A 26,992-nucleotide genomic window follows, 5' to 3' on the forward strand; every position below is an offset into this window, starting at 1 on the left:
CCCATGTCCAACCCGCAAGCGGGCCAAGGTGCTTCGGTGCGCCGGGTGCTCGCGGTGATCCCCGCGCGCGGCGGCTCCAAGGGCGTGCCCGCGAAGAACCTCGCCCCGGTGGGCGGTGTGCCGCTGGTGGCACGGGCCGTACGCGAGTGCCGCGCCACCCGGCTGGTGACCGACGTCCTGGTCTCCACCGACGACCAGGCGATCGCCGCCGCCGCCCGCGAGGCAGGCGCCGAGGTCGTGATGCGGCCCGCGGCCATCGCCGGTGACACGGCCACCTCGGAGGCCGCCGTCCTGCACGCGCTGGACACCCACGAGGCCCTGCACGGCGCGGCCGTCGACGTGGTGGTGTTCGTGCAGTGCACCAGCCCCTTCATCGTCCGCGAGGACATCGACGGGGTCGCCGCCGCGATCGTCGAGGACGGCGCCGACACCGCCGTCACCGTGGCGCCCTTCCACGGTTTCATCTGGCGGGACGCGGAGTCCTCACAGGACGCGGCCACCCGCGGCGGCCACGGCGTCAACCACGACAAGTCCTACCGCCCCCGCCGCCAGGACCGCCCCCAGGACTTCCTGGAGACCGGCGCCGCCTACGCGATGGACGCGCCGGGCTTCCGCAAGCACCAGCACCGCTTCTTCGGCCGCACCGAACTCGTCCGCACGGACCCCGCGCGCGTGCTGGAGATCGACGACCCGCACGACCTGGCCCGCGCCCGCGCGCTGGCCCCCCTCTTCGACGCGGACCGCGCCGGCGCCCTGCCGTCCTTCGGCGACGTGGACGCGGTCGTACTGGACTTCGACGGCACCCAGACCGACGACCGGGTGCTGATCGACGCCGATGGAAAGGAGTTCGTCTCCGTCCACCGCGGAGACGGACTCGGCATCGCCGCCCTGCGCAAGTCGGGCCTGAAGATGCTGACCCTCTCCACGGAGCAGAACCCGGTCGTCGCCGCCCGCGCACGGAAGCTGAAGATCCCCGTGCTGCACGGCATCGACCGGAAGGACCTCGCACTGAAGCAGTGGTGCGAGGAGCAGGGCATCGCGCCCGAGCGCGTGCTCTACGTCGGCAACGACGTCAACGACCTCCCGTGCTTCGCCCTCGTGGGCTGGCCCGTGGCGGTCGCGAGCGCCCACGACGTGGTACGCGGCGCCGCCCGTGCGGTCACCACCGTCCCCGGTGGCGACGGCGCGATCCGAGAGATCGCCAGCTGGATCCTCGGCCCCTCTCTCGACTCCCTCGACACGTAAGGAACCGTCCCGTCATGTCTGTTAACTCCCGCCTGCGCACCTTCGGCACCGAGCGCATCGCCGGTCCCGGCCAGCCCGTCTACATCTGCGGCGAGATCGGCATCAACCACAACGGCGAGCTGGAGAACGCCTTCAAGCTCATCGACGTGGCCGCCGAGGCCGGCTGCGACGCCGTGAAGTTCCAGAAGCGCACGCCCGAGATCTGCACCCCGCGCGACCAGTGGGACATCGAGCGCGACACCCCCTGGGGCCGGATGACCTACATCGACTACCGCCACCGCGTGGAGTTCGGCGAGGACGAGTACCGCCAGATCGACGAGTACTGCAAGGAGAAGGGGATCGCCTGGTTCGCCTCCCCGTGGGACACCGAGGCCGTCGCCTTCCTGGAGAAGTTCGACGTCCCGGCCCACAAGGTGGCCTCCGCCTCCCTCACGGACGACGAGCTGCTGAAGGCGCTGCGCGCCACCGGCCGCACGATCATCCTGTCCTCCGGCATGTCGACCCCGAAGCAGATCCGCCACGCGGTCGAGGTCCTCGGCTCGGAGAACATCCTTCTCTGCCACGCCACTTCGACCTACCCCGCGAAGGCCGAGGAGCTCAACCTGCGCGTGATCAACACCCTCCAGGAGGAGTACCCGAACGTCCCGATCGGCTACTCCGGCCACGAGACGGGCCTGCAGACCACGCTGGCCGCGGTCGCCCTCGGCGCGACCTTCGTCGAGCGCCACATCACCCTGGACCGCGCCATGTGGGGCTCCGACCAGGCCGCGTCGGTGGAGCCGCAGGGCCTTCAGAGGCTGGTGAGGGACATCCGCACCATCGAGGCCTCCCTCGGCGACGGCGTCAAGAAGGTCTACGACTCCGAGCTCGGCCCCATGAAGAAGCTGCGCCGCGTCACCGGCGTCGTCGCCGAGGCGGAGATCGCCGCCGCCGCGGGCGAGCCGGTCTCGGTCTGAACCACCAGATACCGGGTCCCCGGCGGCTGTCGCTCCGGGGACCCGGTGATCATCACCCGCGCCGCATGAGCGCCTTACGACGGGACGGTCGTACGTCGATGAGCCCCCGCGCCGGGAACACCGGCCCCCCCACTCTCGCGTTCGTCGAGAGCCCGGTCCAGCTGCTGAACGTGCTGGAGTGGGCGCACGGCCACGCGCCCGGCGCGGAGCTCACCCTCGTCGTGCTGTCCCCGACCGACCCCATGACCCGAGGCCAGCTGCGCCGGATGGCCGAACTCGCCCGCGAGGAGGGCCACGAGGTCCGCTGGGAGGAGGCCAGGGGCGGCCCCGCGGCCCCCTTCCAGACCATCGGGGGCCTGGCGGGCATGCTCCGCAAGGCGGACCGCGTGGTCCTGGGCGACCCCTTCTCCCGCTATGTACAGCTGCTCCTGACCATCACCCGCGCCACCGACCTGGTCGTGGTCGACGACGGCACGGCGACGATGGAGTTCGTGTCCCAACTGGCCCGCGGCGAACGCCTGGTGCGCTGGCACCGCAAGGGCGGCCGCCCGAGCCCCCGGGACCTCGCGTTCGCCCCGATCTCGGCGGCGGCCCGCAGGCGTCTGACGCCGGGGGAGGGCAGGGGAGTCGAGATCTTCTCCTCGATGCCGATGGCGGATACCCCGGCTGGCGTGACGGTCTCGTCCCACTCCTTCGCCTGGACTCGCGGCCGCTTCGGCCCGCCGCGCATCACGAAGGGCGCGGACATGGTCGGCACCTCGCTGGTGGAGACAGGAGTGGTGGACGCCGACCGCTATGTGGAGGCGGTCACCCGCCTGGCCAAGTCCCATGGCGCGACCCGCTACTTCGCCCACCGCCGCGAGTCGACGGAGAAGCTCCACCGGCTGGCCGTGGAGACGCGGCTGGAGATCGTCCGCCCCGACCTCCCACTGGAGCTGATCGCCCGACGCGGACCCATCGGCCGTACGATCCTCAGCTTCCCTTCCACGGTCGTGCACACCCTGCCGCTGGCGTTGGCGGGCACGGGGGTCCGTGTGGCCGTGTGCGACATCGACCCGGAGTGGCTGACGGAGACGGCCTCGCCGCGGGCGCAGGGGTTCTTGTCGGGGGTCACGGGGACGGCCCGGGACGTGCACCGGTTGTCGGCGGTGGCGACGGTGTGAGTTCGGGGCCTGGCCGAAAACGCCCAAGTCGCTCTCAGCTGCATCGTCTAGCATCGTCGTTCACTTGTGTGACGTTCGATGAGGGTTACGACGGGGGCGGCTGGAGTGAATGCCGAGACGTTGCGGCAGGGCAACCTGCGTGCGGCAGTGGGGGAGTTCCGGCGCAGCCAGGTACTGGTGCCGGTCGTGGCCGGGTCGTTGCTGTCGGCGGAGGCGGGCGGGATTCGCTGGCTGTTTGCGTTCACGGATCTCGCGGCGCTGGAACGATTCGCCGAGGCGCGGGGTGAGGCCGTACCGGAGCGAATACCGGTGTACGGCGCGCGTCTGCTGGACCAGGTGATCCCGAGGGTGGACGGTCCGGCCGGGATAGCGGTGGACGCGGGAAGTCCGTCGGGCCTGGTGTTGCCCCCGGTGACGGGGATCGTGCCGGACGCGGTGGCCGTGGATGCCGCTTCGGAAGGAGCTGGGGCGGCGTGAGCGACGGCTACCAGGTCGATCCGGAGGCGATGGAACGGATCACCCGAGGCATCAACCAGGCGATGGCGGAGCTCAAGGAGTTCGGCTTCGACATCGAGGCGAACCTGGGCCGCGGTTTCGACGACCTGTCGATGACGGGCCTGGAGGTGGGCGACGACGGCCTCCAGCAGGTGTTCGCCGACTTCTGCGACCGCTGGGGCTGGGGCGTGCGCTCGCTGATGCAGGACGCGAACGAGTTCGCGGGCCGGCTGGGCCTGTCGGCGGGGATCTACCACGAGCAGGAGCAGTACGTCTCCGACACCCTGAAGTCGGTGTGGACGGCCGGCACGGGCAACCCGTACCTGTCCCCGGACGAGGTGAAGGCACGATCCTGGTCGGAGACGCTGAAGGACAACCCGGTCAGCCAGGTGGCGAACGCGGACTACAGCGCGGAGTCCTTCACGTCGGGCGCGGACGAGGTGAAGGCGGCCTGGTCGCAGGCGGCCGAGGACGTGCAGACGTCGACGGTGACGCCGGACGCGATGTTCGACCCGGTGGGGCTGTTCGGCTCGGACACGGACTGGCAGTGGAGCGGCCCGCCCTCCGCAGACGGGGAGGGTGAGGGCTGATGGGCTTCGGGGATCTGGTCGACGACTTCGGCGACGGCCTGGAGAGCGCCTCCGACAGCCTGAACAAGGGTGTCGGCGAGGCGGTCAACTGGGGCACGGACAAGACGGCGGGACTGCTGTCGGACGTGGGCGCGGATGGCGCGGCCGAGAAGGTCCGCGACTTCGGCGAGAGCGTGAACAACCGCCTGGGCGGCACGGTTTCCGAGCGCGCGCTGGGGGAGAGCGAGGACCCGAAGGAACTGGTCCACGGCAGCGAGTCGGCGCTCCGCGAGCGGGCCGGGCATCTGCTGAAGTTCGCGGGGGCCTTCGAGAACGTCGGCCAGGGCATGCGCTCGCTCGACCCGGGCGAGTGGCGGGGCCAGGCGGCGGACGCGTTCCGCGCGAAGTTCGACGTGCAGCCGAAGCAGTGGCTGACGGCGGCGGACGCGTGCACGGCGGCGGCCACCGCTCTGGACGCGTACGCGGACATGGTGGGCTGGGCACAGCAGCAGGCGCAGGTGGCGATCGACGCCTACCGCAGGGCGCAGGACGCCTCACGACGGGCGGCGGACGCGTACGACGCGAAGGTGACGGCGTACAACCAGGCGGCCGACCGCTACAACGCGACCGCCGAGGCGGGCGGCGATCCGGGAGCGAAGCCGACGAAACCGGGCGACTTCGTCGACCCTGGGACGGTGGGCCGCGAGGAAGCACAGGAGATCCTGTCCCACGCCCGCCGTCTGCGCACGGACGCGGCGCAGGACGCCCGCCGCAAGCTGGCCGCAGCCCTGGAATCGGCCCCGCCGAAACCGGAGTTCACCGACCGCCTGGGCGCGGGCGCGGCCGACCTGTTCGTCGGCACCCAGCTCAACTCGGTCCACGTCCTGGGCGGCCTCCTGCGCGGCGGCACGGACATGCTGAAACTGGCCCGCACGGTCAACCCCCTGGACCCGTACAACCTGACCCACCCCGGCGAGTGGACGAAGAACTCCCAGCTGCTGCTGGCGGGCCTGGTGGGGACGGCGGCGCACCCGGAGCGGCTGCCGATGTCGATCCTGGGGACGGGGTGGTCGAGCGATCCGGGGGACTCGGCGGGGTATCTGTTCTCGAACCTGATCGGGGGGAAGGGCGCGGGCGGCCTGGGCCGGGCAGTTGGGCGTGACGCTCTGCGCGGGGTGGCGAAGGACGCGGCGACGGGAGCCGCACGGCAAGGCACGCGCCGGGGACTCATGGACGTCGCCCGGGAACTGAAGTGCAAGCTCTTCGGCAGCGACCCGATCGACATGGCCACCGGCCGCATGTCGCTGCCACAGACGGATGTGACGCTCCCCGCCCGACTTCCGCTGGTGTTCTCGCGCCAGTTCGAGTCGTCGTACCGGGCGGGCCGCTGGTTCGGCCCCTGCTGGGCCTCGACGGCCGACCAGCGCCTGGAGATCGACGCCGAGGGCGTCGTCTTCGTCCGCGAGGACGGCTCCCTGTTGGCGTACCCGCATCCGGCTCCCGGTGTTCCGGTGCTGCCCCTGGCCGGCGAGGGCCACCCGCTGACGGTGGACGCGTACGGCGACTACACCGTCACCGACCCCGCCAGTGGTAGTATGTGGGACTTCGCGGGCCCGGGCGGCGACGGCGACGGCATCGCCCTCCTCTCCCAGATCATCGACCGCTCCGGCCAGTGGCTCACCTTTGAGTACGACGACCGGGGCGCTCCGACAGGGATCGTCCACTCGGCCGGGTACCACCTGCAGATCACCACCGAGGGCGAGCGGATCACCGCCCTGCACCTTGCCTCAGGCGACGACATCGAGCTGGTCCGCTTCGGTTACGACGACGCAGGCCACCTGACGACGGTCACGAAGTCCTCCGGCCTGCCGACCCGCTTCACCAACGACACCCTCGGTCGGATCACCGCCTGGACGGACACGAACAACTCCTCGTACCACTACGTCTACGACGATGAAGATCGCTGCATCTCCCAGGGCGGCGAGGCGGGCCACCTGACCTACACCTACACCTACGGCGACCCGGACCCGGCGACCGGCAACCGGATCGTCACAGCAGTCGACTCCCTGGGCCACAGCACCCTGTATGAGATCAACAGAGACGTACAAGTGACGGCGGTGACCACCCCAGACGGCGCCACGACCCGCACCATCCACGACCGTGCCCACCGCCCCCTCACGGTCATTGACCCCCTGGGCCGCACGGTGAGCTACGCCTACGACGAGGCGGGCCGCACGGTCCTGGCGGTCCGCCCGGACGGCCGTTACACCAGCGTCGCCTACGACTCCCAGGGCCTGCCGGTCACGGTGGTGGGCGCGGACGGCACTCAAGTCACCCAGCAGTTCGACGAGTTCGGCAACCGCACGGCGGTGACCGACGCGTCGAGGACGACGACCTGCTTCACGTACGACGACCGGGGCCATCTGGAGTCCGTCACCAACGCCCTTGGGGACACCACAAGGGTGCGCTGCAACCTGGCGGGCCTGCCCCTGGAGGTCACCGATCCCCTGGGCGCGGTGACCCGCTACGAACGGGACGCCTTCGGCCGCCCGGTGAGGATCACCGACCCCACGGGTGCGGTGACGGCCCTGGAATGGACGGTGGAGGGCCGCCTGTCCCGCCGTACGGCGGCGGACGGCACGTCGGAATCCTGGACGTACGACGGCGAGGGCAACTGCGTCGCCCACACCGACGCGTTGGGCAAGGTCTCCCGCTTCGAGTACACCCACTTCGACCTGCTGGCGGCCCGCACGGGCCCGGACGGGGTGCGCTACGAGTTCGCCCACGACACGGAACTGCGCCTGACAAGGGTCACGAACCCGCAGGGCCTGACGTGGAGTTATGAGTACGACCCGGCGGGCCGCCTGATCGCGGAGACGGACTTCGACGACCGCACGCTGACCTACGACCATGACCGGGCAGGCCAACTGAGCAGCAGCACCACGGCATCCGGCGAGTCGATCACCTTCTCCCGTGACGTCCTGGGCCGGGTGATCCGCAAGGAGGCGGCCGGGGCGGTCACGACATACGCCTACGACCCGTCGGGCGCCCTGGCGCAGGCGACGGGCCCGGACGCGGTCCTGAGGCTGCACCGTGACGAGGCGGGCCGAGTGCTGTCGGAGACGGTGAACGACCGTACGCTCACCTACACCTACGACGAGCTGGGCCGCAGAACGGGCCGTACCACTCCCACCGGCGCGACGACGACGTGGTCGTACGACGCGTCGGGCAACCGCACCGGCATGGTCGTGTCGGGCCGCACCCTCACCTTCAAGCACGACGAGGCGGGCCGCGAACTGACCCGCCACATAGGCGAGTCGGTGACCCTGACCCAGTCCTTCGACCCACTGGGCCGCCTGACAAAACAGGACCTGGTCGGCCCCACGGGCCGACGCCTCCAACGCCGCGCGTACACCTACCAGGCCGACGGCAACCTCACCGCCATCGACGACCACCTGAACGGCACACGCCACTTCGACCTGGACGCAGCGGGCCGGGTGACGGCGGTGCACGCGGCGAACTGGACGGAGAAGTACGCATACGACGAGGCGGGCAACCAGACGTCGGCGACCTGGCCCTCCACGCACCCGGGTCAGGACGCCGTGGGCGCACGAGCGTATGCGGGCACCCGCATCACCCGAGCCGGCGCCATCCGCTACGAACACGACGAAGCGGGCCGCATCACCCTCCGCCAGAAAACCCGCCTCTCCCGCAAGCCGGACACCTGGCGCTACGAATGGGACCCGGAGGACCGCCTGACGGCGGTGACAACCCCGGACGGCACCCGCTGGCGCTACCGCTATGACCCGCTGGGCCGCAGGGTCGCGAAGCAACGCCTGGCCCCGGACGGCGAATCAGTCCTGGAGCAGGTGGACTTCACCTGGGACGGCACAACTCTCTGTGAACAGACGACGAAGTCCCCGTCCTACTCCAATCCGGTGACGCTGACCTGGGACCACCAGGGCCTGCACCCGCTCGCTCAGACGGAACGCATCACCGGGGCCGAAGCCCCGCAGGAGGAGATCGACTCCCGCTTCTTCGCCATCGTCACGGACTTGGTCGGCACCCCGACTGAGTTGATCGGCGAATCCGGCGACATAGCCTGGCGCACCCGCAGCACCCTGTGGGGCACAACAGCCTGGGCCGCCGACAGCACGGCATACACCCCGCTCCGTTTCCCGGGCCAGTACTACGACCCTGAGACCGGTCTGCATTACAACTACTTCCGACACTACGACCCCGAAACCGGCCGTTACACCAGCCTCGATCCCCTCGGGCTGGCCCCCGCACCCAATCCCACCACCTACGTTCACAATCCACACACATGGATAGATCCTCTCGGCCTGGCGGGGTGCCGCCCCTTGCCCAGGGGACACAGCTCACAGCCGGCTTTCAGGAACGACCCTTATAACCCTGACGTTGTCAGACGGCGCATTGAGGACATGCGCCGGCTGTACGGGATCGAGGAGCCTCCTCCGGCTGCTACTGCCAGCGGCATGATCGGCGCCAACGGCACACAAGTGACGAGCAAGACAATGTGGAACCACGGCCCGTATCGCATCGATGTCGAGAACCCTAATCCCGGGCAGCGGGCCGGACAGTTGCACTTCCAAGACCAAAGCAATCTCACCGCGAAGTACCAGTATAATTTTGAAACTGGGAATTTTGAGGGACTTCCCCGCGCGATCGAGAAGGAAGTCGGCAAGAGCCCTGGATTTCAGGCCGGTATTGACAAGGGACTGCGTATGCTCGGAGAAGAGCGACCATGAAGATGAATGCCAGTATGGCAGAACTCCTTGAGGGTGGCGAATTTTGCGTTCGAGAAGAAGATGTGCCGGACCAGTTCCGTGCAGTTGTGCGTGAGGGGTGGACCGTGGACGGTGAGGCGCAACTACTTACGGCCCTCCATTCCGGCTACTCCGGAGTTAGAAGGCAGCAGTTCCAGGACGTCGTTCACTACGAGGCCACTGTGAACGGTCGCGGCATGATGGACTATGACCTCCCGAAATCAGGCCCCGAGAGGCGCGCGTCACTCTTGCGAAGGTCCCTCGGATACGCCTGCTCAGCTCTGCTGGCAGTACCGGCCAGCCAGCGGTGGCCGGTACTGGGATATGTCTCCCTGTCCGAGGGAGGAATCGAGGGCGACTCACTCACCGCGCATGTCACTTTCTGCTCTCAGCGACTGGAGCTACCAGCCTACGCGAGCGACATGGATTCCTACGTACACGAGGCACTGATGGAAATCTCTCAGGAAGATGCGTCGGAACTTCTCAGGAAGTGAGGGTTCACGGAGGCGATTGGGGATCAGCTAGGCACGGTCGTTCTGGACAGTTCAAGGCGGCGGCCTCCTCGGCTGAGTGCATTGCAGGAGATATTGAGACTGGTAGAAGAGTTCGAGTCGATGAGATATGCCCCTCGGATGCTGCTGAATTCTGGGCGACGAAACAGGACGTGGTCGGCCCGACCGGCAGGCGCCTCCAGCGCCGCGCGTACACTTACCGGGCCGACGGCAGCCCTTAGGCCATCGACACCACCTGAATGGCACATGCCGCTTCGACGTCGATGTGGTGGGCCGGATGATGGCGGTGCACGCGGCGACTGGACGGAGACGTACGCCTACGACGAGGCGGGCAACCAAACGTCGGCGACCTGGCCCTCCACGCACCCCGGCCACCGAGTCGACGGGGGACCGTACCTATACGGGCACCCGCATCACCCGAGCCGGCGCCATCCGCTACGACCACGAAGAAGCGGGCCGCATCACCCTCCGCCTGATGAGGAGCTCTATGCCGCCATTCGAGAGCTCTGGGATGTGTTCCGTGGATCGGCGGCCGATTGACGACAAACCCTCAGGGAACGTTGGTAACGCGCGATCTGTCTCACATCCACCTCATGTCGACCCGTGGGGTGCCGCCCATCTCCCGCAATGACTATGAAGGGACCCGACGATAACGCGATCTGTCGACCGTACCAAGTCCCTTGAACAGTTGGACAGCGAGCGCTGGGGAGACCCGCCTGCCGATGCGACGTCACTGGTCAGAACAGTTCATGAGTGGCGCCGACGACCTATCGGAACGCTGGAACCCGACGAGCTAGCACGTTTGATCGGCCAGGATGTCGGCTTGCTGTGGCTGCTCCCTCTGGCGGTGGAGATTCTTCGGGACGGAGTGCTTAAACAGCCTGCTGGTGGTTTCATCGACGGTGACTTGCTTTATTCGGTGGTCACGAGAAGCTCGGAAGTATGGACCGCTCATCCCGATCTTGCGCGAGAGCTAAAAGACGCCGTAACCTTGCTGATCGATCTGTCGACCTATGAGAAGTGCGAGGTTGAGGCGTTCCTGGCATCGCTCCCTGAGGGACTCTGAAATATAGTGGCAGGCGGGCCGGTATCTCCGGGGTGTACCATTTCGGCCAGCTGGAATTACCGCTAGAAAGGATGATGCTAGATAGTGGTAAACACGTCCCGCGAAGAACTGGTTCGCACGGTTCAGTTGCTTATTGACGCGAATCTCGCAGAGGAGGAAGAAGATCAAATCATTAAGGGACTGAAGTCGAGCATTTTTCATCCCAGTATTACTGACCTGATCTATTACAGCGACCCTAAACTGACAGCGGAAGAGGTAGTGGACAGGGCCCTCGCCTACCGCCCCATCGAGCTGTAGGCCTACCTGCCGGGGAACTCCGCCTACCTCATTGGCCGTGTCACTCGCTACGAGGCCCGTATGCGCGCCGACCACATCCTCGGTGACGGGCAGCACGTCACCTCCGCCGACGCCTGGGACGTGAGCCGCGCCTCCTGCATGGCCCGCTGGGGTCCGAGCACGCGTTACTCCAGCCTGCCGGAAGCGGAGGCCACCGTTCGAGGGCGGGTACAACGCAGCTCGCTGCTATAAGTCCCCCCGTCCACAGGACCCTGACCCGGGAAGCCGGCAGTCTCTGGCTCAACATTCCCTTCCGATAGGGCTACCGGGGTCGCCATGCCCGTACGAGATCCTCCGGCCCCCAATACGCGGTCAGCGGCAGACCGTCTGTCACTCCGCAGCGTGAGACCACGACACGTGCGGTGTCGGGACCGGCGCCGGGGACGGCAAGCATGTCCCGGACGAGAGCGTCGTACTCATGGCGGCCGAAAGACTGGTTCTCGAGCCACTTGATCGACCCGACAAAGTGCACCTGCCGGGCCACTGGTTCGCGGTCGGCGCCGATGAGGTCGATCTCGGGATTGTTCTGCCGGTTCCACCAGCCGCCGATGGCCTCGGTCTCGGGCCACTCGTCGTCCGGAAGCAGGTGCAGCAATGACTCGCGAATCAGCGGCTCGACCGCACGACCACGCCAGGTGGTCCAGGATCGTTCGATGCGTTCCAGCGCCACGTCACCACGCCCGCGCTCGATGAGCGGGATCGCGCGCTGCAGGAAGGCCAGCCAGAACCGCAGGTACGGGTCAGCGATCCGATACCGCTTGTTCCTGCTGTCCGGTTTGACGGACAGCGGGAGATCAGCCGCCAGAACCCGCTTGGCCTGCAAGGTCGTCAGCAGCGGGGAAAGTGTGCCGGACGGCAGCGCTCCGCCACCACCGGCTTGTGCCGCGATCGCGCTGAACGTGCGCTCACCACTGCCTACTGCTTCCAGGACGGCCCGTGAGTGCGACGCTTCGGGGAACTCACCCAAGAGGGACAGCTCGCCGGCCACCAGCAAGGGAGAGAGGGGGTTGGCGACGGAAGCCCGGAGAAAGTCGACGCGACTCATTCCCGGACGCCACGACTGCACGATCTCCGGAAAACCTCCCGTGATCAGCTGGGCATCCATGGCGTCTGCCGCGTTCAACTCGGTCATGGTCTGCACGTCGGCCAGGTTGAGGGGGTAGACGGTCATTTTCGTCGCCCGACCGAAGAACGGCCGCCCGTAAGACTGCAACGCCTCCATCACCGACACATCGCTGCCGACGAGCAGGAGCAGCACCGGCTTGGAGGACAGATGACGGTCCCAGACGGTCTGCAGTGCGCCCTCGAACTCCTGATCCTGCTCGACCAGCCAGGGCACCTCGTCGATTACCGCGATGCTGGGTGAGTCATCGGCGACCGCGAGCGCCAGCGAGCGCAAGGCCTGGTTCCAGTCCTGTGCCTGGAGACCGGCGACCAGCTCCGCCTCCGGCAGCGGGGACTGCGCCAGAGCTGCGGCAAACTCGGCACGCTCCGTCACGGGGTTGCGCCCGCGGGTGGCCTGAAACACCACGTACGGCAGTCCCGAGCGGTCGCAGAACTCCTGAACCAGCCGTGACTTTCCCACCCGGCGCCGACCAGTCATGATCACAGCTCGTCCCCGAGTGGTCCCACGACCTTCTGTCACCGATGCGAGCTGCTCAGTCAACAGTTCAAGATCTGCGGCCCGACCATGGAACTTCACGAAGCGACCTCGCATCTAACGTAGATCTATCCTAACGTAGATGAAATCTTACTTTACCTCTGCTGCCTTTGTCGGTAGTCCGTAGATGTCCTGTGCTTGAAGGGTTTGCGGCCCGGGACTTTTATGAGTCGGTCCAGCGGCTCGGGTGACCGGATGCGTCTGTGGTGAGCCAGGTTCCGTCGCCAAGGGGCTGGATGTCGTAGGGATTGGCAGAGTGCGCGTCGAACTCAGTGCGGACTTGGCCCGAGCGCACATCGACGCGGTAGTGACGGAACCACTCCTGCTCGTCCTCGGTTTCGCCGACGAGGGTGACGATGGCAGTGTCCGGACTCAAGTACCCGCCACTCCATTCCACGTAGATCTCGTCCGGGTCGTGTCCGAAGGCGTCGACGGGGAGGGCGAACGTCACCTCGCCGTCGGGGTACGTGTGGATGGCGACGTCGGCCTGCTCGTGGTGAACGGTCATGAAGTGGTGTCCGTCGGGCGACAGGTCGATGAGGCAACGCTCGCTCCAGGGATAGCAGAAGAGGTCCATCCGGTCCCCGGTCAGCGACGCACGGTAGATGACCGAGCCGTCCTGCCCTTCGCCCACGTCGAGGAGGACCTGATCACTCGCTGGGTGCCGCAGTTGCTGTCCGCCGTGCCCGACGGTCTGGAGATCCGCCTGCGCGATGACCGTTCCGGCCTCGGCGTCCAAGGCGACCCACTGGTCGGGGCGGTTACGGTCAGCCATGGCGTCGGGCCGGTAGACCCACACCACACGGTCGTCCCGCGACAGCACACAGCTGGGCCGGTGTCCGTATTGCTGATCTGACTGTGGCTCGAACTGCGACCGCCAGAGCTCGGCCCCGTCTGCCGTCACGCAAACGGCCGCGTTGAGGGTCGTGTAGTAGGCGCGCCGAAGACCAGCTGCAACGGCGTGGCCAACGACATCGTCCTCGGGGGCTGGCCGAAAGACCATCGCGGGCGACAGCACGCCCCTGGCATCGGCAGCCAGGTCATAGGCGCAGATGTGCCCGTCAACGAGCCGCGTGATGAGTTGCAGGGAACGCGGGGATTGAGCCATGCGTCGGAGGTTAGCGCCCGAGCGGATCTTCGGTCCGGCGGCCCTGGCGGGCTTCGGCCTGTCGCTCAATTGATGCTGTCCTACGCCGGTTTCTGCGCCACCAGGTATGCGCGGGACAGCTTTTCCTCGCCGAGGGGCTCCCTGAGGACCCGGAGGATCACCTGGAAGCCTGCCTTGATGAGGGGCTCGGCGACTGTCTCCGGGGCGCGCAACCAGTAGTCCAGGGAGATCTTGTGGCCGAAGCGTTCGTCGAGGTGCATGTGGGTGCCGCCGGGCTCGTACTGGAAGCCGATCAGGGCGTGGGCGCCGGGGGCGAGGACGCGGTGGAACTCCGCGAAGGCCGTCGGGAGGTGGTCGTCCGGGACGTGGATGATCGAGTACAGCGCGGTGATGCCGCCCAGGGTTTCCGACGGTAGGTCCAGCGACGTCATCGAGCCCACGTGGAAGCGGAGGTTCGGATGGGCTCTGCGGGCCAGTTCCACCATCTTCGGGGAGACGTCCACGCCGAAGACCCGGACGCCGAGTTCGTGGAGTGCCGCGGTCACGTGTCCCGGGCCGCTGCCGATGTCGGCCACCGGGCCCTTGCTCTGCTCCTTCACCAACTCCGCGAAGCCGGTGATCTGGGCTCTGTCCAGCGTGGGGATGCCGGCCCAGTCGGAGAACTGCTCGGTGTAGGGCTCGGCGATCGTGTCGTACGCGGTTCGGGTGGCCCGTATGAAGTCGGGGGTCTCGGCGTTCACTCGCTGCACCCTAGCGGGGGGTCTCGGGGCGGCGGGTGGGAAGTTACGGAGCGCCGCGTGGAGTTTCCCTGGCGGTCAGCGGGCGGTGCAGTCCAGGGACTTGAGGGCTTCGAGGAAGGCCGTGAAGGTTCCGGTCGGGAAGGTGAGGGTTGCCCTGGTCGGGGTCTTGGAGTCGCGGATCGCTATGTGGGTGGTGCGGGTTGCGATCTCCACGCAGTTGTTGCCCTCGCCTCCGCCGGAGTAGGAGGACTTACGCCAGTTGTCGGGCGTCGTCATTGTGTGTCTCACAGTTCTTTCGCCAGCCGGTGGATGAAGTCACGAGAGGGTTCTGGGCCGAGAGCGTCAGCTTCTACTTTACGGAAAAGCGTTCGAAAGACAGCCAGTTGGGCTTCTGAGTCGATGAAGGCCGTTCCGTGCGGTGCGTCGCGTACAGCAGTGTCCAGCTTCGGTACGGCACCACCGGCGTACATCATGGCGCTCCAGGCGCCCGCGAAGTCGTCCAGCTCGAAAGGGATGACGCACACGGTGACGTGTTCGGCTTCGGAGAACTCCAGAACGCGTCTGAGCTGAGTCCGTGCGGCGGTGCGGCCGCCTACCCTGATGCGCAGCGCAGCCTCGTGGACCACTGCCTTGTAGGGCAGCGGGGATGGGCGTTCGAGCACGGCCTTGCGTGCCATTCGGTGATGGACGCGCAGCTCCAGATCCTCGTCCGGCAGCCGCGGGACCTGGTAGGAGAACATGGCGCGGGCGTACTCCGCTGTCTGGAGGAGGCCTGGAATGTGGAGGAACTCCACGTCATGTCGGTAGGTGGCGTGGTGTTCCAGCTCGGCGAGATCCAGGTACAACGTGGGAAGCTGGCCCCGGTACTTCTCCCACCAACCTGCTGTCCGGTCGGTGGCAATCGAGACCAAAGCGTCGACGAACTCACTGTCTGTGCATGCGTAGTGGGTCGCGAGCCGGCGTAGGCGCTTCTCGCTCACCCCCGCGATGCCCGACTCGATCTGGCTGATGACCGGAGCAGTCACCCCAAGCAGGGCTGCCGCTTCGCGGGCGGTGAGCCCTGCTGCGTCGCGGAGGCGGCGCAGTTCGACCGCCAGCCGCGCCTGACGTGCTGTCGGCTCGGCCCTCAGTGCCATGACTGTTCCTCCCAAGGCCCCTGTGGGCACTACTCGTTCGGGCGTCACACTACGCGATCGGCTTGCGGAATTTAAACAATTAGCCCTACCGTCGGTGACGCGACGCACACGCTGCGGAATCGCCGGGATCCCGGAAGCGCACCGCCCCGTCCTGCCACGACGGCTGCGGCACTGCCACCGCCCGAAGCCACCTGGAGAGCTGGAGTTGAGCCATGCCCGAAAACGCCCCCTGGGAGTACACCCTGTACATCCCGAACGACGTCCGAGCCGTCACCGTCGCCCGCCGTACTCTCCGGCTCATCCTCACGATGCATGGCCTGATCCGTCTGACCGACACCGCCGAGCTCCTCGCGGCCGAGCTGGTCTCCAATGCCGTACTGCACACGAAAGGGTCGGCCGCCCTCAGGGTGCGCTGGTCGGCGGGGGTGCTGCGGATCGGGGCGTGGGACGCGGACCCTGAACCTCCCCAGCCGCCCGGTGCGTTGCACGCCATGGGGGAGGCGGAGGAGGGGCGGGGATTGGCCTTGGTCAAGGCATGCGCGGATCTGTGGGGATGGCAGCCCTTGTCCAGGCAGGGCAACCGGGGCAAGTACGTGTGGTGCGAACTGGCCGCGGCTTGAGGCGGGACTCGGCAGGGCTCAGCCCCCGCGGGGCGGCTCGTCCGTCCAGGTGAATCCCGCCAGAGGATGCTGCGAGGCTTCGTCGATCGGCGCCGGTGCCGGTGCCGGTGTGTGGCGTCGGCGTACCAGCCACACCAGCGAGGACAGCAGCCAGCCCGCCGCGATCATGGTGATCAGTATTCCCAGGATCAGCGCCGCCGAGCCCAGGAAACCGAATTTCGCCAGCATCCAGGGAATTTGGTCCTCGCCGCATCCGCACGCGTTCATGCGGGGAAGGTTGCCCGGCTCACGCCCGTCGATCGCGCTGCGTGGCGCAATCGTCACGTGGTGGTGATGCTTCCGGGACCTCGATCCGATTCCGCCTCCGTGGAGTTCCGAAAGGTGAACAGATCGGCATGCGGGAGCGGAGGCATGGTATGTGTGGGAAAAGAGGTTCCTACCCACCTCAAATCACGTCCATGCGTCGAGCGGCCAGATTTTCTGCCCTGTGTGGGTTGAAGTTTTGTTGATCGCGGGTCGGTTGGTCGCCCCGGCGTCCTACCCTTTAGAGGGTGAAGCAACTGATGTCACTGGAGTCCGAGGTCGATCTGCCCGGGGAAGCCATGCTCCCCGGCGTGCTCAGCGACGCGCTGCACGCCGAACTCGTCCACTTCCGACGCGACCTGCACATGCACCCGGAGCTCGGCAACCAGGAGTTCCGCACCACCGCGGCGATCAAGGAACGGCTGGAGAGGGCCGGACTGAAGCCGCGCGTGCTCGCCGTCGGGACCGGGCTCGTGTGTGACATCGGGGAGTGGGACGGCGAGCGGCCCATGCTCGCCCTGCGCGCCGACATCGACGGCCTGCCCATCCCGGACACGAAGAGCGAGTGCTCGTACCGGTCGACCGTGCCTGATCGGGCGCATGCCTGCGGGCATGACGTTCACACGACCGTCGTGCTCGGGGCCGGGCTCGTCCTCGCCGACCTGCACAAGCGTGGGCTGCTGCCGCGGCCCGTGCGGCTGCTCTTCCAGCCCGCCGAGGAAGTGCTGCCCGGCGGTGCCGCCGACGCCATCGACTGCGGGGTGCTGGAGGGCGTCGGCAAGATCCTCGCCGTGCACTGCGACCCGCGGGTCGACGCCGGGAAGGTCGGGCTCAGGACCGGCGCCATCACCTCCGCCTGCGACCGGCTGGAGATCTCCCTCGACGGGCCCGGTGGGCACACCGCCCGGCCCCACCTCACCACCGACCTCGTCACCGCCGCGGCCCGCGTCGTCACCGACGTGCCCGCCATCGTCGGGCGACGGGTGGACACGCGGGCCGGGCTCGCCGTGACCTGGGGGCGCATCGAGTCGGGGCATGCGCCGAATGTGATCCCGCAGCACGCCGAGCTCTCCGGGACCGTGCGCTGCCTGGACCTCGACACCTGGCGGCAGGCCCCGGACATCGTGGTTGCCGCGATCGACGAGGTCGCCAATCTGCACGGGGCCAAGTCCGAGATCAACTACGTGCGCGGTGTCCCGCCCGTCGTCAACGACGAGGGCGTCACCGACTTGATGCGCGACGCCATGACCGCCCGGCGCGGGGCCGACTCCGTCGAGAGCACCGAGCAGAGCCTCGGCGGCGAGGACTTCTCCTGGTACCTGCAGCACGTCCCCGGTGCCATGGCCCGCCTCGGAGTGCGTACGCCGGGGGAGCGGACCGTGCGCGACCTTCACCAGGGCGACTTCGACGCCGACGAGTCCGCCATCACCGTCGGTGTGGAGATGTTCACGGCGGCGGCCCTGCTGGACGCCGCTCAGTGATCCGAGCGTGACGGACGGCCCCCTCGGGGGCCGTTCCGCCGACCGGCGCAACATGGTCGTAAGCCAATTGTGCGCACATCGAAATCCCGGTGTGCCAAGGCCGAAGAGCCTGAGTTCAGACCCTGTTTGCCTCGAATCGATAACGGCTTTGGAAGAGGTCTGTTTCCGACATCTACGCGCGTTACGATGCCGCGAAGCCAACGCCGCAGGGGCGTACAGGCCCGGGCACTGGCATGGTGCTCACATGAAGCGCCGACAAGGCGCTCAGGTCAGGTGAAGGAGCCTCCCGTGCGCCGGGTAGCCAAGCTTTCCGCTGCGTGTATCGCCACCGCAGCTCTCGCACTGACTGCCACTGCCTGTGGCAGCACCTCCTCCGAGGACGACAGCTCCTCGTCCGCCTCCGCGGGCAGCGGCAAGGGCGGCATCAAGATCGGCCTCGCCTACGACGTCGGCGGCCGTGGTGACCGTTCCTTCAACGACTCCGCCGCGCGCGGTGCCGATAAGGCCCAGAAGGAGTTCAGCGGCTCCCTCAAGGAGCTGACCGCCAAGAGCTCCGACACCGAGGCCGACCGCGAGCAGCGCCTGACCGACCTCGCCGACGCGGGCTACAACCCGATCGTCGCCGTCGGCTTCTCCTACGCCACCTCGGTCGACAAGGTCGCCGCCAAGTACCCGAAGGTCAGCTTCGGCCTCATCGACGCGGTCGCGAACGCCAAGAACGTCGACAGCATCACGTTCACCGAGGAACAGGGTTCCTACCTGGCCGGTGTCGCCGCGGCGCTGAAGACCAAGAAGGATCACGTCGGCTTCATCGGCGGCGTGGACACCCCGCTGATCAAGAAGTTCGAGGCGGGCTACGCCCAGGGCGTCAAGGACACCAACCCCAAGGTCAAGGTCGACGTCCAGTACCTGACCCATGGCTCGGACTTCTCCGGTTTCGCCGACCCCGCCAAGGGCAAGGAAGCCGCGTCCGGCATGCTCGACAACGGCGCTGACGTGATCTACGCCGCGGCCGGCTCCTCCGGCAACGGCTCGATCGAGGCCGTCTCCGGCGTCAAGGGCGCCTGGGCCATCGGCGTGGACTCGGACCAGTACAACATCCCGGGTCTGGCCAAGTTCAAGAACTCGATCCTGACCTCGATGGTCAAGAACGTCGACGTCGGCGTCTACGACTTCATCAAGTCCGTCCACGAGGGCAAGCCGCTGACCGGCAACCAGCTCTACTCGCTCGCCAAGGGCGGTGTCGCCCTGTCCACCAGCGGTGGCTTCATCGACGACATCCAGCCCAAGCTGGACGAGGCGAAGAAGAAGATCGTCGACGGCACCATCAAGGTCAAGACCAGCTGACCTGACGGTTCCCGCCGGAACCCGGGCTCGACGAGGGGGCCTCGACAACCCCCTCGTCGAGCCATAACAATGTGTCAACTCTACGCGTGTAGCACGGAGTTGCCGCGCTAGCGTCACCGACGCCTGCCCTCCCCTACGCAGCCCCTTTTCCCCGAGGAGAGTGCGCCATCAACGCGTCCAGCCCTCCCGCTGCCGTCGAACTGCGCGGCATCACCAAGCGATTCCCCGGCGTCGTGGCCAACAAGGACATCGACATCACCGTCCGCACGGGCACCGTGCACGCCCTGTGCGGTGAGAACGGTGCCGGCAAGTCCACCCTGATGAAGATCCTCTACGGCATGCAGCAGCCGGACGAGGGCACCATCACGGTGAACGGCGAGACGGTCACCTTCCACACCCCCGCCGACGCCATCGCCCGTGGCATCGGCATGGTGCACCAGCACTTCATGCTCGCCGACAACCTCACGGTCCTGGAGAACGTCGTCCTGGGCGCGGAGAAGCTGTACGGCATCGGCGCCAAGGCCCGCGCGAAGATCAGGGAGATCTCCGACGCGTACAGCCTGAACGTACGGCCCGACGTCCTCCTTGAGGAGCTCGGCGTCGCCGACCGCCAGCGCGTGGAGATCCTCAAGGTCCTCTACCGCGGCGCCAAGACCCTGATCCTCGACGAGCCCACCGCCGTCCTCGTGCCGCAGGAGGTCGACGCCCTCTTCGACAACCTGCGCGAGCTCAAGGCCGAGGGCCTCACCGTCATCTTCATCTCGCACAAGCTCGGCGAGGTCCTGTCGGTGGCCGACGAGATCACCGTCATCCGCCGCGGCACCACCGTCGGCACGGTCGAACCCGCCGGCACCACCTCCAAGCAGCTCGCCGAGCTGATGGTCGGGAGCGAACTGCCCACCCCGGAGACCGAGGAGTCCACGGTCACCGGCGTCCCGCTGCTGAAGCTGGACGGTCTGCGCCTGGCCCAGACCGACCTCGACGGCATCGAGCGGATCATCCTCGACGACATCTCCTTCACCATCCACAAGGGCGAGGTCCTCGGGATCGCCGGCGTGGAGGGCAACGGCCAGTCCGAACTGGTCGAGGCCATCATGGGCATCCGCGACCCCGACTCCGGCACGGTCACCCTCGACGGCACCGACATCTCCCACATCCCCACCCGCCGCCGCCGCGAGGCCGGCGTCGGCTACATCCCCGAGGACCGCCACCGCCACGGCCTGCTCCTCGAAGCCCCGCTGTGGGAGAACCGCATCCTCGGCCATGTCACCGAGAAGCCCAACTCCCGCGGCCAGCTGCTCGACATCAAGGCCGCCCGCACCGACACCGAGCGCATCATCAAGGCGTACGACGTCCGCACCCCCGGCATCGACGTCACCGCCGCCTCCCTGTCCGGCGGCAACCAGCAGAAGCTGATCGTCGGCCGCGAGATGAGCCACGCGCCCAAGCTGCTCATCGCCGCCCACCCCACCCGCGGTGTGGACGTCGGCGCGCAGGCCGCGATCTGGGACCACATCCGCGAGGCCCGCCGTGAGGGCCTGGCCGTGCTGCTGATCTCCGCCGACCTGGACGAGCTCATCGGCCTGTCCGACACCCTGCGGGTGATGTACCGCGGCCGACTGGTCGCCGACGCCGACCCCGCCACCATCACCCCCGAGGAGCTGGGCTCCGCCATGACCGGTGCGGCCACCGGCCACCTGGAGCACGCAGAGGACTCCGCCGAGGACCACGAGGACGACGCCCGATGAACAAGCTGACCCAACGCATCGACAAGGAGCGGCTGCTCCTCGGCATCGCGGCCCCGCTGCTTGCGCTCGTCGCCGCGCTCGTCGTCACCACCCTGGTGATCCTCGCGACCGGCAAGAACCCGGGCGCCGCCTTCAGCGACATGCTGACCTACGGCTCCGCCAGCGACAGCCAGGTCTACATCCTCAACAAGGCGACGACGTACTACCTCGCGGGTGTCGCGGTGGCCATCGGCTTCCGCATGAACCTGTTCAACATCGGCGTCGACGGCCAGTACCGCATCGCCGCGTTCTTCGCCGCCGTCCTCGGCGGCGCGCTGACCACGCCCGGCTGGATCTCCATCCCGCTGATCATCCTGTGCGCCATGGGCACCGGCGCCGTATGGGCGGGCATCGCGGGCATCCTCAAGGTGACCCGCGGCGTCAGCGAGGTCATCTCGACGATCATGCTCAACGCGATCGCCACCGCGATCATCGCCTACCTGCTCCAGCCCGGAAAGCTCGCCGAGCTCCAGGCCGGCGGCACGGTCGTCTCCACCAAGCCGCTGCCGTCGTCCTCGTACTTCTTCCAGATCGACACCGGCGCCGCGGGCGAACTGTGGGGCTTCATCGTCATCGCCGTACTCGTCGGCATCGCGTACTGGTTCGTGCTCGGCCGCACCCGCTTCGGCTTCGACCTGCGCACCGTCGGCCAGTCCGAGAGCGCCGCTGCCGCGAGCGGTGTCTCGGTCAAGAAGATGATCGCCACCAGCATGCTCATCTCGGGCGCGGTGGCCGGCCTGATCGGCATGCCGACGCTGCTCAACGACAGCCACCAGTTCAGCAACGACTTCCCCGTAGGCATCGGCTTCACCGGTATCGCCATCGCCCTGCTCGGCCGCAACAACCCGGTCGGCATCGCGCTGGGCGCGCTGCTGTGGGGCTTCCTGGAGCGCACCACCAACCACCTGGAGTTCGAGGGCTACGACAAGGAGATCCTCGGCGTGATCCAGGGCGTCATTGTCCTGTCCGTCGTCATCGCCTACGAAGTCGTACGCCGTTACGGACTCAAGCGCCAGCAGCAGCGGGTCGGCGCCGAGCTCGCCGCCCAGGCCGCAGCCCCGACCCAGAAGCAGGAGGTGGCGTGATGACTGCCACGACGACCCACACGCCGCCCCCCGCGGCACCCAAGGCGGACACCGCCACCCGGTCGGGCCGCTCGCTCGGCCAGATCCTCATGATCGTCGCCGGTGCGCTGCTGCTCGTCGCAGCGGTCCGCGTCATCTCCGGCTCCGACCAGCTCACCTCCGAGGGCCAGGTCTCCGCGGCGCTCAGCCTCGCCGTGCCGATCGGCCTCGCCGGTCTGGCCGGTCTGTGGTCCGAGCGGTCCGGCGTGGTCAACATCGGCCTCGAGGGCATGATGATCCTCGGCACCTTCGGCGCCGGCTGGATCGGCTGGCAGTCCAGCCCCTGGCTCGGCCTGCTGTGCGGCGTCGGCTTCGGCGTCCTGGGCGGCCTGCTGCACGCGGTCGCGACCGTCACCTTCGGAGTCGACCACATCGTCTCCGGTGTCGCGATCAACCTCCTCGCCCTCGGCACCACCCAGTACCTCGCCAAGCTCTTCTTCGTGGACGGCAAGGCGGCGGAAGCGGGCGGCAACCCCAAGCAGTCCCCGCCCGTGGACTCACTGCCCAGCTTCGACGTCCCGGGCCTGTCCAGCGGTCTGCACTCCGTCGAGAACCACCACTGGTTCCTGATCTCCGACATCGCGGGCATCCTCGGCGGCCTGTTCACCAACCTGTCCATCGTGACGGTCCTGGCGTTCGTGCTGTTCGTCGGCAGCTGGTGGCTGCTGTGGCGCACCCCGTTCGGCCTGCGGCTGCGCTCCTGCGGCGAGAACCCGATCGCCGCCGAGTCCCTCGGCGTCAACGTCTACAAGTACAAGTACATGGCCGTGGCGGTCTCCGGCGGCCTCGCCGGCCTCGGCGGCGCCTTCCTGGCCCTGGTCACCTCGCACACCTACCTGGAGGGCCAGACCGGCGGACGCGGCTACATCGGCCTCGCCGCCATGATCTTCGGCAACTGGCGGCCCGGCGGACTCGCCATGGGCGCGGGCCTGTTCGGCTACTCCGACGCACTCCAGCTGCGCAACGGCGGCGAGACCGTCCACGCGCTGCTGCTCCTGCTGTTCGTGCTGCTCCTGGCGATGGCCGGCTGGAAGCTGTACAAGAAGGCGCACTGGCAGGGCGGCATCAGCCTCATGGTGGCCGCGGGCGTCCTGGTCTGGTACCTGGTCACCGACGAGGTACCGAGCGACTTCGTGGGCGCCACCCCGTACGTCGTCACGCTGCTGGTGCTGTCGCTGTCCGCGCAGCGCCTGCGGATGCCCAAGGCGGACGGCATGCGCTACCGGAAGGGCCAGGGCAAGTGACCCCGCCGTCCGACGTCGACTGGGAGTCGCTGCGCGAGCGGGCCCGGGACGCCATGTCCCGGGCGTACGCCCCGTACTCCGGCTACCCGGTCGGCGTCGCCGCCCTGGTCGACGACGGCCGTACGGTCACCGGCTGCAACGTCGAGAACGCCTCGTACGGCCTCGGCCTGTGCGCCGAGTGCGGTCTGGTCTCGGAGCTGCAGAACACCGGCGGCGGCCGTCTCACCCACTTCACGTGCGTGGACGGCCGGGGCGAGATCCTCGTCCCCTGCGGCCGCTGCCGGCAACTGCTGTACGAGTTCGGCGGCCCGGACCTGCTCCTGGAGACCCCGGCGGGCATCCTGCCGCTGTCGGAGATGCTGCCGCAGGCCTTCGGGCCGGGGCATCTCACCAAGTAATTCCCGGAAGGAAAGCCCTGCATGGCCATGGACGCCATCTCCGTCATCCGCACCAAGCGCGACCGCGGTGAACTCAGCGACGAGCAGATCGACTGGGTCATCGACGCGTACACCCGCGGGGAGGTCGCCGACGAGCAGATGTCCGCGCTCGCGATGGCGATCCTGCTCAACGGCATGAACCGCCGCGAGATCGCCCGCTGGACCGCCGCGATGATCGCCTCCGGCGAGCGCATGGACTTCTCGTCCCTGTCCCGGCCGACGGCCGACAAGCACTCCACGGGCGGCGTCGGCGACAAGATCACGCTCCCGCTGGCGCCCCTGGTGGCGGCCTGCGGCGCGGCCGTCCCCCAGCTCTCGGGCCGCGGCCTCGGCCACACCGGCGGCACGCTGGACAAGCTGGAGTCGATCCCGGGCTGGCGCGCGCTGCTGTCCAACGAGGAGATGCTGAACGTCCTCGACACCACCGGCGCGGTGATCTGCGCGGCGGGCGACGGTCTGGCTCCGGCCGACAAGAAGCTGTACGCCCTGCGTGACGTCACGGGGACGGTCGAGGCCATCCCCCTGATCGCCTCCTCGATCATGTCGAAGAAGATCGCGGAGGGGACGGGCTCGCTGGTCCTGGACGTGAAGGTCGGCACCGGCGCCTTCATGAAGACCATCGAGGACGCCCGGGAACTGGCGTCCACGATGGTGAGCCTGGGCACGGACCACGGCGTGAAGACGGTCGCGCTCCTGACGGACATGAGCACGCCCCTCGGCCTGACGGCGGGCAACGCGCTGGAGGTACGCGAGTCGGTCGAGGTCCTGGCGGGCGGCGGACCCTCGGACGTGGTGGAACTGACCCTCGCGCTGGCCCGCGAGATGCTCGACGCGGCGGGCGTCCGCGACGCCGACCCCGCGAAGGCCCTGGCCGACGGCTCGGCGATGGACGTGTGGCGCCGGATGATCGCGGCGCAGGGCGGCGACCCGGACGCGGAGCTGCCGGTGGCCCGCGAACAGCACGTGATCAAGGCGGGAGCCTCGGGCGTCCTGACCCGACTCGACGCCTACGGCATCGGCGTCGCCGCCTGGCGCCTCGGCGCGGGGCGTGCCCGCAAGGAGGACCCGGTCCAGGCGGGCGCGGGCGTGGAACTGCACGCCAAGCCGGGCGACACGGTGACCGAGGGCCAGCCCCTGCTGACCCTGCACACCGACACCCCGGAGCGCTTCGAGTACGCCCTCCAGGCGGTCGAGGGTTCCTACGACATCGGGGCGACGGGGACGGCCTTCACGGCGTCCCCGGTGGTGCTGGAACGTATCGCCTGACCAGGTACTTCCACTTTCGGGTGAACGGGATCGGTGGACCGCCGCCGGTCCCGTTCGGCATGCTGGACTCGGTGACGCACCGATAGGAGACCGCCATGAGCGCACTCACCGTGGGCCACGACCCCGAGCAGAGCTGGGACGACCTCGTCCGGTTCTGGGAGGAGATGGAATGGCCAGAGGGCAGCAAGGTGGAGATCATTGAGGGGATCATCACCGTGTCACCCGCTCCCGCGCCCCGCCACAACGTGATCGCGGCCCGTATCCAGCGTCGCCTGTACTCCGTGATCCCTGAGGACTGGGAGATTTTCCAGACCCAGGCCATCGCAGTCCCGTCGCGGCTGGGCATGTTCATCCCGGACATCCTGGTCGCCCCGGTTCAGGAGTGCACCGAGGCGGACTCCTACCTGCCGGGTGCCGTCGCCGAACTGGTCGTGGAGGTCACCTCCAGGAAGAACGCCCGCCACGACCGCGTGAGCAAGCCGGCCGCCTACGCCTCCGCGGGCATCCCGCTCTACCTCCTCGTCGACCGCTGGGCGCCCGAAGGTCCCACCGCGACGCTCTACGGCGAGCCCCAGGGAGACGTCTACCGCCCCCTGGCCGTGGCGAAGTTCGGCGAACTTCTCACCATCCCGGCGCCGTTCGACCTCGTCATCGACACCAGCGAGTTCCCCGAGACCTGAGTCAGCCGAGCAACGCCGCCACCCCCACCAGCACCGGTACCGACAACACCGTCGACACCAGGATCGAGTCCCGGGCCAACCGCTCGCCCACGCCGTAGGTGGAGGCGTACGTGTAGAGGTTCTGCGCGGCCGGCAGGGCCGACGTCACCACCACGTCGAGGAGTTGGGCCCCGTGCAGGCCGAAGACCCCGGCCGCCAGTGCCCAGGCCGCCGCGGGCTGCCCCACCGACTTCAGCGCAACCGAGAGCAGGACCAGCTGTCGGTCCGGGCCCCGGCCGGGCATCGTGCTGCCGCACAGGGAGATGCCGAAGGCGAGGAGGACGGCCGGGACCGACATGCCGCCGATCAGGGTCAGGGGGTCCATGACGGGGGCCGGGACCTTGAGACCGGCCGCCGAGACCGCCACGCCGGTCAGCGAGCCCACCGCGATCGGATTGCGGAGCGGGGCCAGCAGTCTCCGCCACAGTGGCCCCTTCTCCCCCTCGCCCGACGCCAGGTCCAGCACCGTCAGCGCGATCGGGGTCACCCCCACCAGCTGGAACAGCAGAACCGGCGCCACGAGTGACGCGTCGCCGAGGACGTAGACCGCGATCGGGATGCCGAGATTGCCGGAGTTGACATAGGACGAGCACAGCGCGCCGATCGTCGTACGGCCCAGCCCCCAGCCCCGTACGACACCCACCGCCACGAAGACACCCGCCGCCGCTGCCGTGCTGAGCGCGGTGACCAGGAGACGGCTGGAGAAGATCACCGACAGGTCGGCCCGCGCCAGCGTGGTGAACAGCAGGGCCGGGGACGCCACATGGAAGGCCAGCTTGGTCAGGACCTCCCGGCCCTGGTCGCCGAGGTAGCCGCGCAGACCGATGACATACCCGACCCCGATGACCACCGCGATGACCGCGAAGCCGGTCAGCACTCCCTGCACGGAGA

26 protein-coding genes and 1 pseudogene are annotated in these 26,992 nt (G+C 68.2%); 20 read left to right on the forward strand and 7 right to left on the reverse strand.

The genetic code is table 11. The features are described from left to right. Nucleotides 1-3 precede the first annotated feature (3 nt). The 11 genes and pseudogenes from QF027_RS30475 (at nt 4) to QF027_RS30520 (ending at nt 11,321) form a co-directional block, all read left to right on the forward strand. Nucleotides 4-1,245 (forward strand): N-acylneuraminate cytidylyltransferase, encoded by a 1,242-nt coding sequence (locus QF027_RS30475; protein ID WP_307078293.1) that lies wholly within the window; start codon nt 4-6, stop codon nt 1,243-1,245. 14 nt (nt 1,246-1,259) lie between these two features. Continuing rightward, nucleotides 1,260-2,201 (forward strand): N-acetylneuraminate synthase family protein, encoded by a 942-nt coding sequence (locus tag QF027_RS30480; protein ID WP_307078295.1) that lies wholly within the window; start codon nt 1,260-1,262, stop codon nt 2,199-2,201. A gap of 98 nt (nt 2,202-2,299) precedes the next feature. Beyond that, a complete protein-coding gene (locus QF027_RS30485) occupies nt 2,300-3,364 on the forward strand; it encodes a hypothetical protein (RefSeq protein ID WP_306986564.1) in 1,065 nt (354 codons plus the stop codon). Nucleotides 3,365-3,469: 105 nt separating this feature from the next. Next, on the forward strand, nt 3,470-3,841 hold the full coding sequence (locus QF027_RS30490; RefSeq protein WP_306977138.1) for an SseB family protein: 372 nt from the start codon (nt 3,470-3,472) through the stop codon (nt 3,839-3,841). Further along, nucleotides 3,838-4,449, forward strand: a complete 612-nt coding sequence (locus QF027_RS30495) for a hypothetical protein (protein WP_306977135.1) — start codon at nt 3,838-3,840, stop codon at nt 4,447-4,449. Before QF027_RS30490 ends, QF027_RS30495 begins: the two co-directional genes overlap by 4 nt. Beyond that, nucleotides 4,449-9,197, forward strand: coding sequence for a putative T7SS-secreted protein (locus QF027_RS30500; RefSeq protein ID WP_307078298.1), 4,749 nt, complete (start codon nt 4,449-4,451; stop codon nt 9,195-9,197). Before QF027_RS30495 ends, QF027_RS30500 begins: the two co-directional genes overlap by 1 nt. After that, nucleotides 9,194-9,709, forward strand: a complete 516-nt coding sequence (locus QF027_RS30505) for a hypothetical protein (protein ID WP_307078300.1) — start codon at nt 9,194-9,196, stop codon at nt 9,707-9,709. The genes QF027_RS30500 and QF027_RS30505 overlap by 4 nt, the downstream gene beginning before the upstream one ends. 164 nt (nt 9,710-9,873) lie before the next feature. Next, nucleotides 9,874-10,199 (forward strand): annotated as a pseudogene (locus QF027_RS49685) (hypothetical protein); the annotation flags it as partial. Between the two features lie 216 nt (nt 10,200-10,415). Continuing rightward, nucleotides 10,416-10,793 (forward strand): contact-dependent growth inhibition system immunity protein, encoded by a 378-nt coding sequence (locus tag QF027_RS30510; RefSeq protein WP_307078302.1) that lies wholly within the window; start codon nt 10,416-10,418, stop codon nt 10,791-10,793. Between the two features lie 84 nt (nt 10,794-10,877). Further along, entirely contained in the window at nt 10,878-11,090 is a 213-nt protein-coding gene (locus tag QF027_RS30515; RefSeq protein WP_307078305.1) for a hypothetical protein, read from the forward strand. 60 nt (nt 11,091-11,150) lie between these two features. Then, nucleotides 11,151-11,321 carry a hypothetical protein gene (locus QF027_RS30520; protein WP_307078307.1) on the forward strand — a complete coding sequence of 57 codons (171 nt, stop codon included), beginning with the start codon at nt 11,151-11,153 and terminating at the stop codon, nt 11,319-11,321. Between the two features lie 70 nt (nt 11,322-11,391). On the opposite strand, the gene QF027_RS30525 is transcribed toward QF027_RS30520, so the two are convergent. The 5 genes from QF027_RS30525 to QF027_RS30545 all read right to left on the reverse strand — a co-directional run bounded on the left by QF027_RS30525 (nt 11,392) and on the right by QF027_RS30545 (nt 15,773). Continuing rightward, complete coding sequence (locus QF027_RS30525; protein WP_307078309.1) at nt 11,392-12,831, reverse strand: ATP-binding protein; 1,440 nt, start codon at nt 12,829-12,831, stop codon at nt 11,392-11,394. 121 nt (nt 12,832-12,952) lie between these two features. Further along, nucleotides 12,953-13,897, reverse strand: a complete 945-nt coding sequence (locus QF027_RS30530) for a hypothetical protein (protein WP_307078311.1) — start codon at nt 13,895-13,897, stop codon at nt 12,953-12,955. Between the two features lie 80 nt (nt 13,898-13,977). Beyond that, a complete protein-coding gene (locus tag QF027_RS30535; RefSeq protein ID WP_307078313.1) occupies nt 13,978-14,637 on the reverse strand; it encodes a class I SAM-dependent methyltransferase in 660 nt (219 codons plus the stop codon). Nucleotides 14,638-14,712: 75 nt separating this feature from the next. After that, on the reverse strand, nt 14,713-14,913 hold the full coding sequence (locus QF027_RS30540) for a DUF397 domain-containing protein (RefSeq protein WP_307078315.1): 201 nt from the start codon (nt 14,911-14,913) through the stop codon (nt 14,713-14,715). A gap of 8 nt (nt 14,914-14,921) precedes the next feature. Continuing rightward, entirely contained in the window at nt 14,922-15,773 is an 852-nt protein-coding gene (locus QF027_RS30545; protein WP_307078317.1) for a helix-turn-helix domain-containing protein, read from the reverse strand. Between the two features lie 212 nt (nt 15,774-15,985). Between QF027_RS30545 and QF027_RS30550 the strand changes: the two genes are divergently transcribed. Continuing rightward, a complete protein-coding gene (locus tag QF027_RS30550; protein WP_307078319.1) occupies nt 15,986-16,393 on the forward strand; it encodes an ATP-binding protein in 408 nt (135 codons plus the stop codon). 18 nt (nt 16,394-16,411) lie between these two features. Here QF027_RS30550 and QF027_RS30555 read toward each other — a convergent pair whose 3' ends face one another. After that, nucleotides 16,412-16,717, reverse strand: a complete 306-nt coding sequence (locus QF027_RS30555; RefSeq protein WP_307078321.1) for an MYXO-CTERM sorting domain-containing protein — start codon at nt 16,715-16,717, stop codon at nt 16,412-16,414. Nucleotides 16,718-16,956: 239 nt separating this feature from the next. Here QF027_RS30555 and QF027_RS30560 point away from each other — a divergent pair, with 239 nt between their 5' ends. From QF027_RS30560 to QF027_RS30595, 8 genes are all read left to right on the forward strand, one after another. Next, a complete protein-coding gene (locus QF027_RS30560) occupies nt 16,957-18,177 on the forward strand; it encodes a M20 family metallopeptidase (protein WP_306986562.1) in 1,221 nt (406 codons plus the stop codon). A gap of 288 nt (nt 18,178-18,465) precedes the next feature. Further along, complete coding sequence (locus tag QF027_RS30565) at nt 18,466-19,524, forward strand: BMP family lipoprotein (RefSeq protein WP_307078323.1); 1,059 nt, start codon at nt 18,466-18,468, stop codon at nt 19,522-19,524. A 233-nt stretch (nt 19,525-19,757) separates the two neighbouring features. Next, on the forward strand, nt 19,758-21,272 hold the full coding sequence (locus QF027_RS30570; RefSeq protein ID WP_307078325.1) for an ABC transporter ATP-binding protein: 1,515 nt from the start codon (nt 19,758-19,760) through the stop codon (nt 21,270-21,272). Continuing rightward, entirely contained in the window at nt 21,269-22,396 is a 1,128-nt protein-coding gene (locus QF027_RS30575) for an ABC transporter permease (protein WP_307078327.1), read from the forward strand. The genes QF027_RS30570 and QF027_RS30575 overlap by 4 nt, the downstream gene beginning before the upstream one ends. Next, nucleotides 22,396-23,679 (forward strand): ABC transporter permease, encoded by a 1,284-nt coding sequence (locus tag QF027_RS30580; protein ID WP_307078329.1) that lies wholly within the window; start codon nt 22,396-22,398, stop codon nt 23,677-23,679. Before QF027_RS30575 ends, QF027_RS30580 begins: the two co-directional genes overlap by 1 nt. Beyond that, a complete protein-coding gene (locus tag QF027_RS30585; RefSeq protein ID WP_307078331.1) occupies nt 23,676-24,077 on the forward strand; it encodes a cytidine deaminase in 402 nt (133 codons plus the stop codon). The genes QF027_RS30580 and QF027_RS30585 overlap by 4 nt, the downstream gene beginning before the upstream one ends. 27 nt (nt 24,078-24,104) lie before the next feature. After that, nucleotides 24,105-25,382, forward strand: a complete 1,278-nt coding sequence (locus tag QF027_RS30590) for a thymidine phosphorylase (RefSeq protein WP_307082544.1) — start codon at nt 24,105-24,107, stop codon at nt 25,380-25,382. Between the two features lie 95 nt (nt 25,383-25,477). Then, nucleotides 25,478-26,062: a Uma2 family endonuclease gene (locus QF027_RS30595; protein WP_306977110.1), complete on the forward strand. Its 585-nt coding sequence runs from the start codon at nt 25,478-25,480 to the stop codon at nt 26,060-26,062. A 1-nt stretch (nt 26,063) separates the two neighbouring features. Here the strand turns inward: QF027_RS30595 and QF027_RS30600 are convergent, their stop codons facing one another. Beyond that, nucleotides 26,064-26,987 carry an AEC family transporter gene (locus QF027_RS30600; RefSeq protein ID WP_306977108.1) on the reverse strand — a complete coding sequence of 308 codons (924 nt, stop codon included), beginning with the start codon at nt 26,985-26,987 and terminating at the stop codon, nt 26,064-26,066. Nucleotides 26,988-26,992 lie beyond the last annotated feature (5 nt).

The organism is Streptomyces canus, assembly GCF_030816965.1.
Classification (GTDB): Bacteria; Actinomycetota; Actinomycetes; order Streptomycetales; family Streptomycetaceae; genus Streptomyces; species Streptomyces canus_E.

Excerpts from the sequence above, each read along its gene's own strand:
- QF027_RS30475 (WP_307078293.1), top strand. The coding sequence starts at position 4 with ATGTCCAACCCGCAAGCGGGCCAAGGTGCTTCGGTGCGCCGGGTGCTC.
- QF027_RS30480 (WP_307078295.1), top strand. The coding sequence starts at position 1,260 with ATGTCTGTTAACTCCCGCCTGCGCACCTTCGGCACCGAGCGCATCGCC.
- QF027_RS30485 (WP_306986564.1), top strand. The coding sequence starts at position 2,300 with ATGAGCCCCCGCGCCGGGAACACCGGCCCCCCCACTCTCGCGTTCGTC.
- QF027_RS30500 (WP_307078298.1), top strand. The coding sequence starts at position 4,449 with ATGGGCTTCGGGGATCTGGTCGACGACTTCGGCGACGGCCTGGAGAGC.
- QF027_RS30505 (WP_307078300.1), top strand. The coding sequence starts at position 9,194 with ATGAAGATGAATGCCAGTATGGCAGAACTCCTTGAGGGTGGCGAATTT.
- QF027_RS30520 (WP_307078307.1), top strand. The coding sequence starts at position 11,151 with ATGCGCGCCGACCACATCCTCGGTGACGGGCAGCACGTCACCTCCGCC.
- QF027_RS30530 (WP_307078311.1), bottom strand. The coding sequence starts at position 13,897 with ATGGCTCAATCCCCGCGTTCCCTGCAACTCATCACGCGGCTCGTTGAC.
- QF027_RS30540 (WP_307078315.1), bottom strand. The coding sequence starts at position 14,913 with ATGACGACGCCCGACAACTGGCGTAAGTCCTCCTACTCCGGCGGAGGC.
- QF027_RS30545 (WP_307078317.1), bottom strand. The coding sequence starts at position 15,773 with ATGGCACTGAGGGCCGAGCCGACAGCACGTCAGGCGCGGCTGGCGGTC.
- QF027_RS30550 (WP_307078319.1), top strand. The coding sequence starts at position 15,986 with ATGCCCGAAAACGCCCCCTGGGAGTACACCCTGTACATCCCGAACGAC.
- QF027_RS30560 (WP_306986562.1), top strand. The coding sequence starts at position 16,957 with ATGTCACTGGAGTCCGAGGTCGATCTGCCCGGGGAAGCCATGCTCCCC.
- QF027_RS30575 (WP_307078327.1), top strand. The coding sequence starts at position 21,269 with ATGAACAAGCTGACCCAACGCATCGACAAGGAGCGGCTGCTCCTCGGC.
- QF027_RS30580 (WP_307078329.1), top strand. The coding sequence starts at position 22,396 with ATGACTGCCACGACGACCCACACGCCGCCCCCCGCGGCACCCAAGGCG.
- QF027_RS30590 (WP_307082544.1), top strand. The coding sequence starts at position 24,105 with ATGGACGCCATCTCCGTCATCCGCACCAAGCGCGACCGCGGTGAACTC.
- QF027_RS30595 (WP_306977110.1), top strand. The coding sequence starts at position 25,478 with ATGAGCGCACTCACCGTGGGCCACGACCCCGAGCAGAGCTGGGACGAC.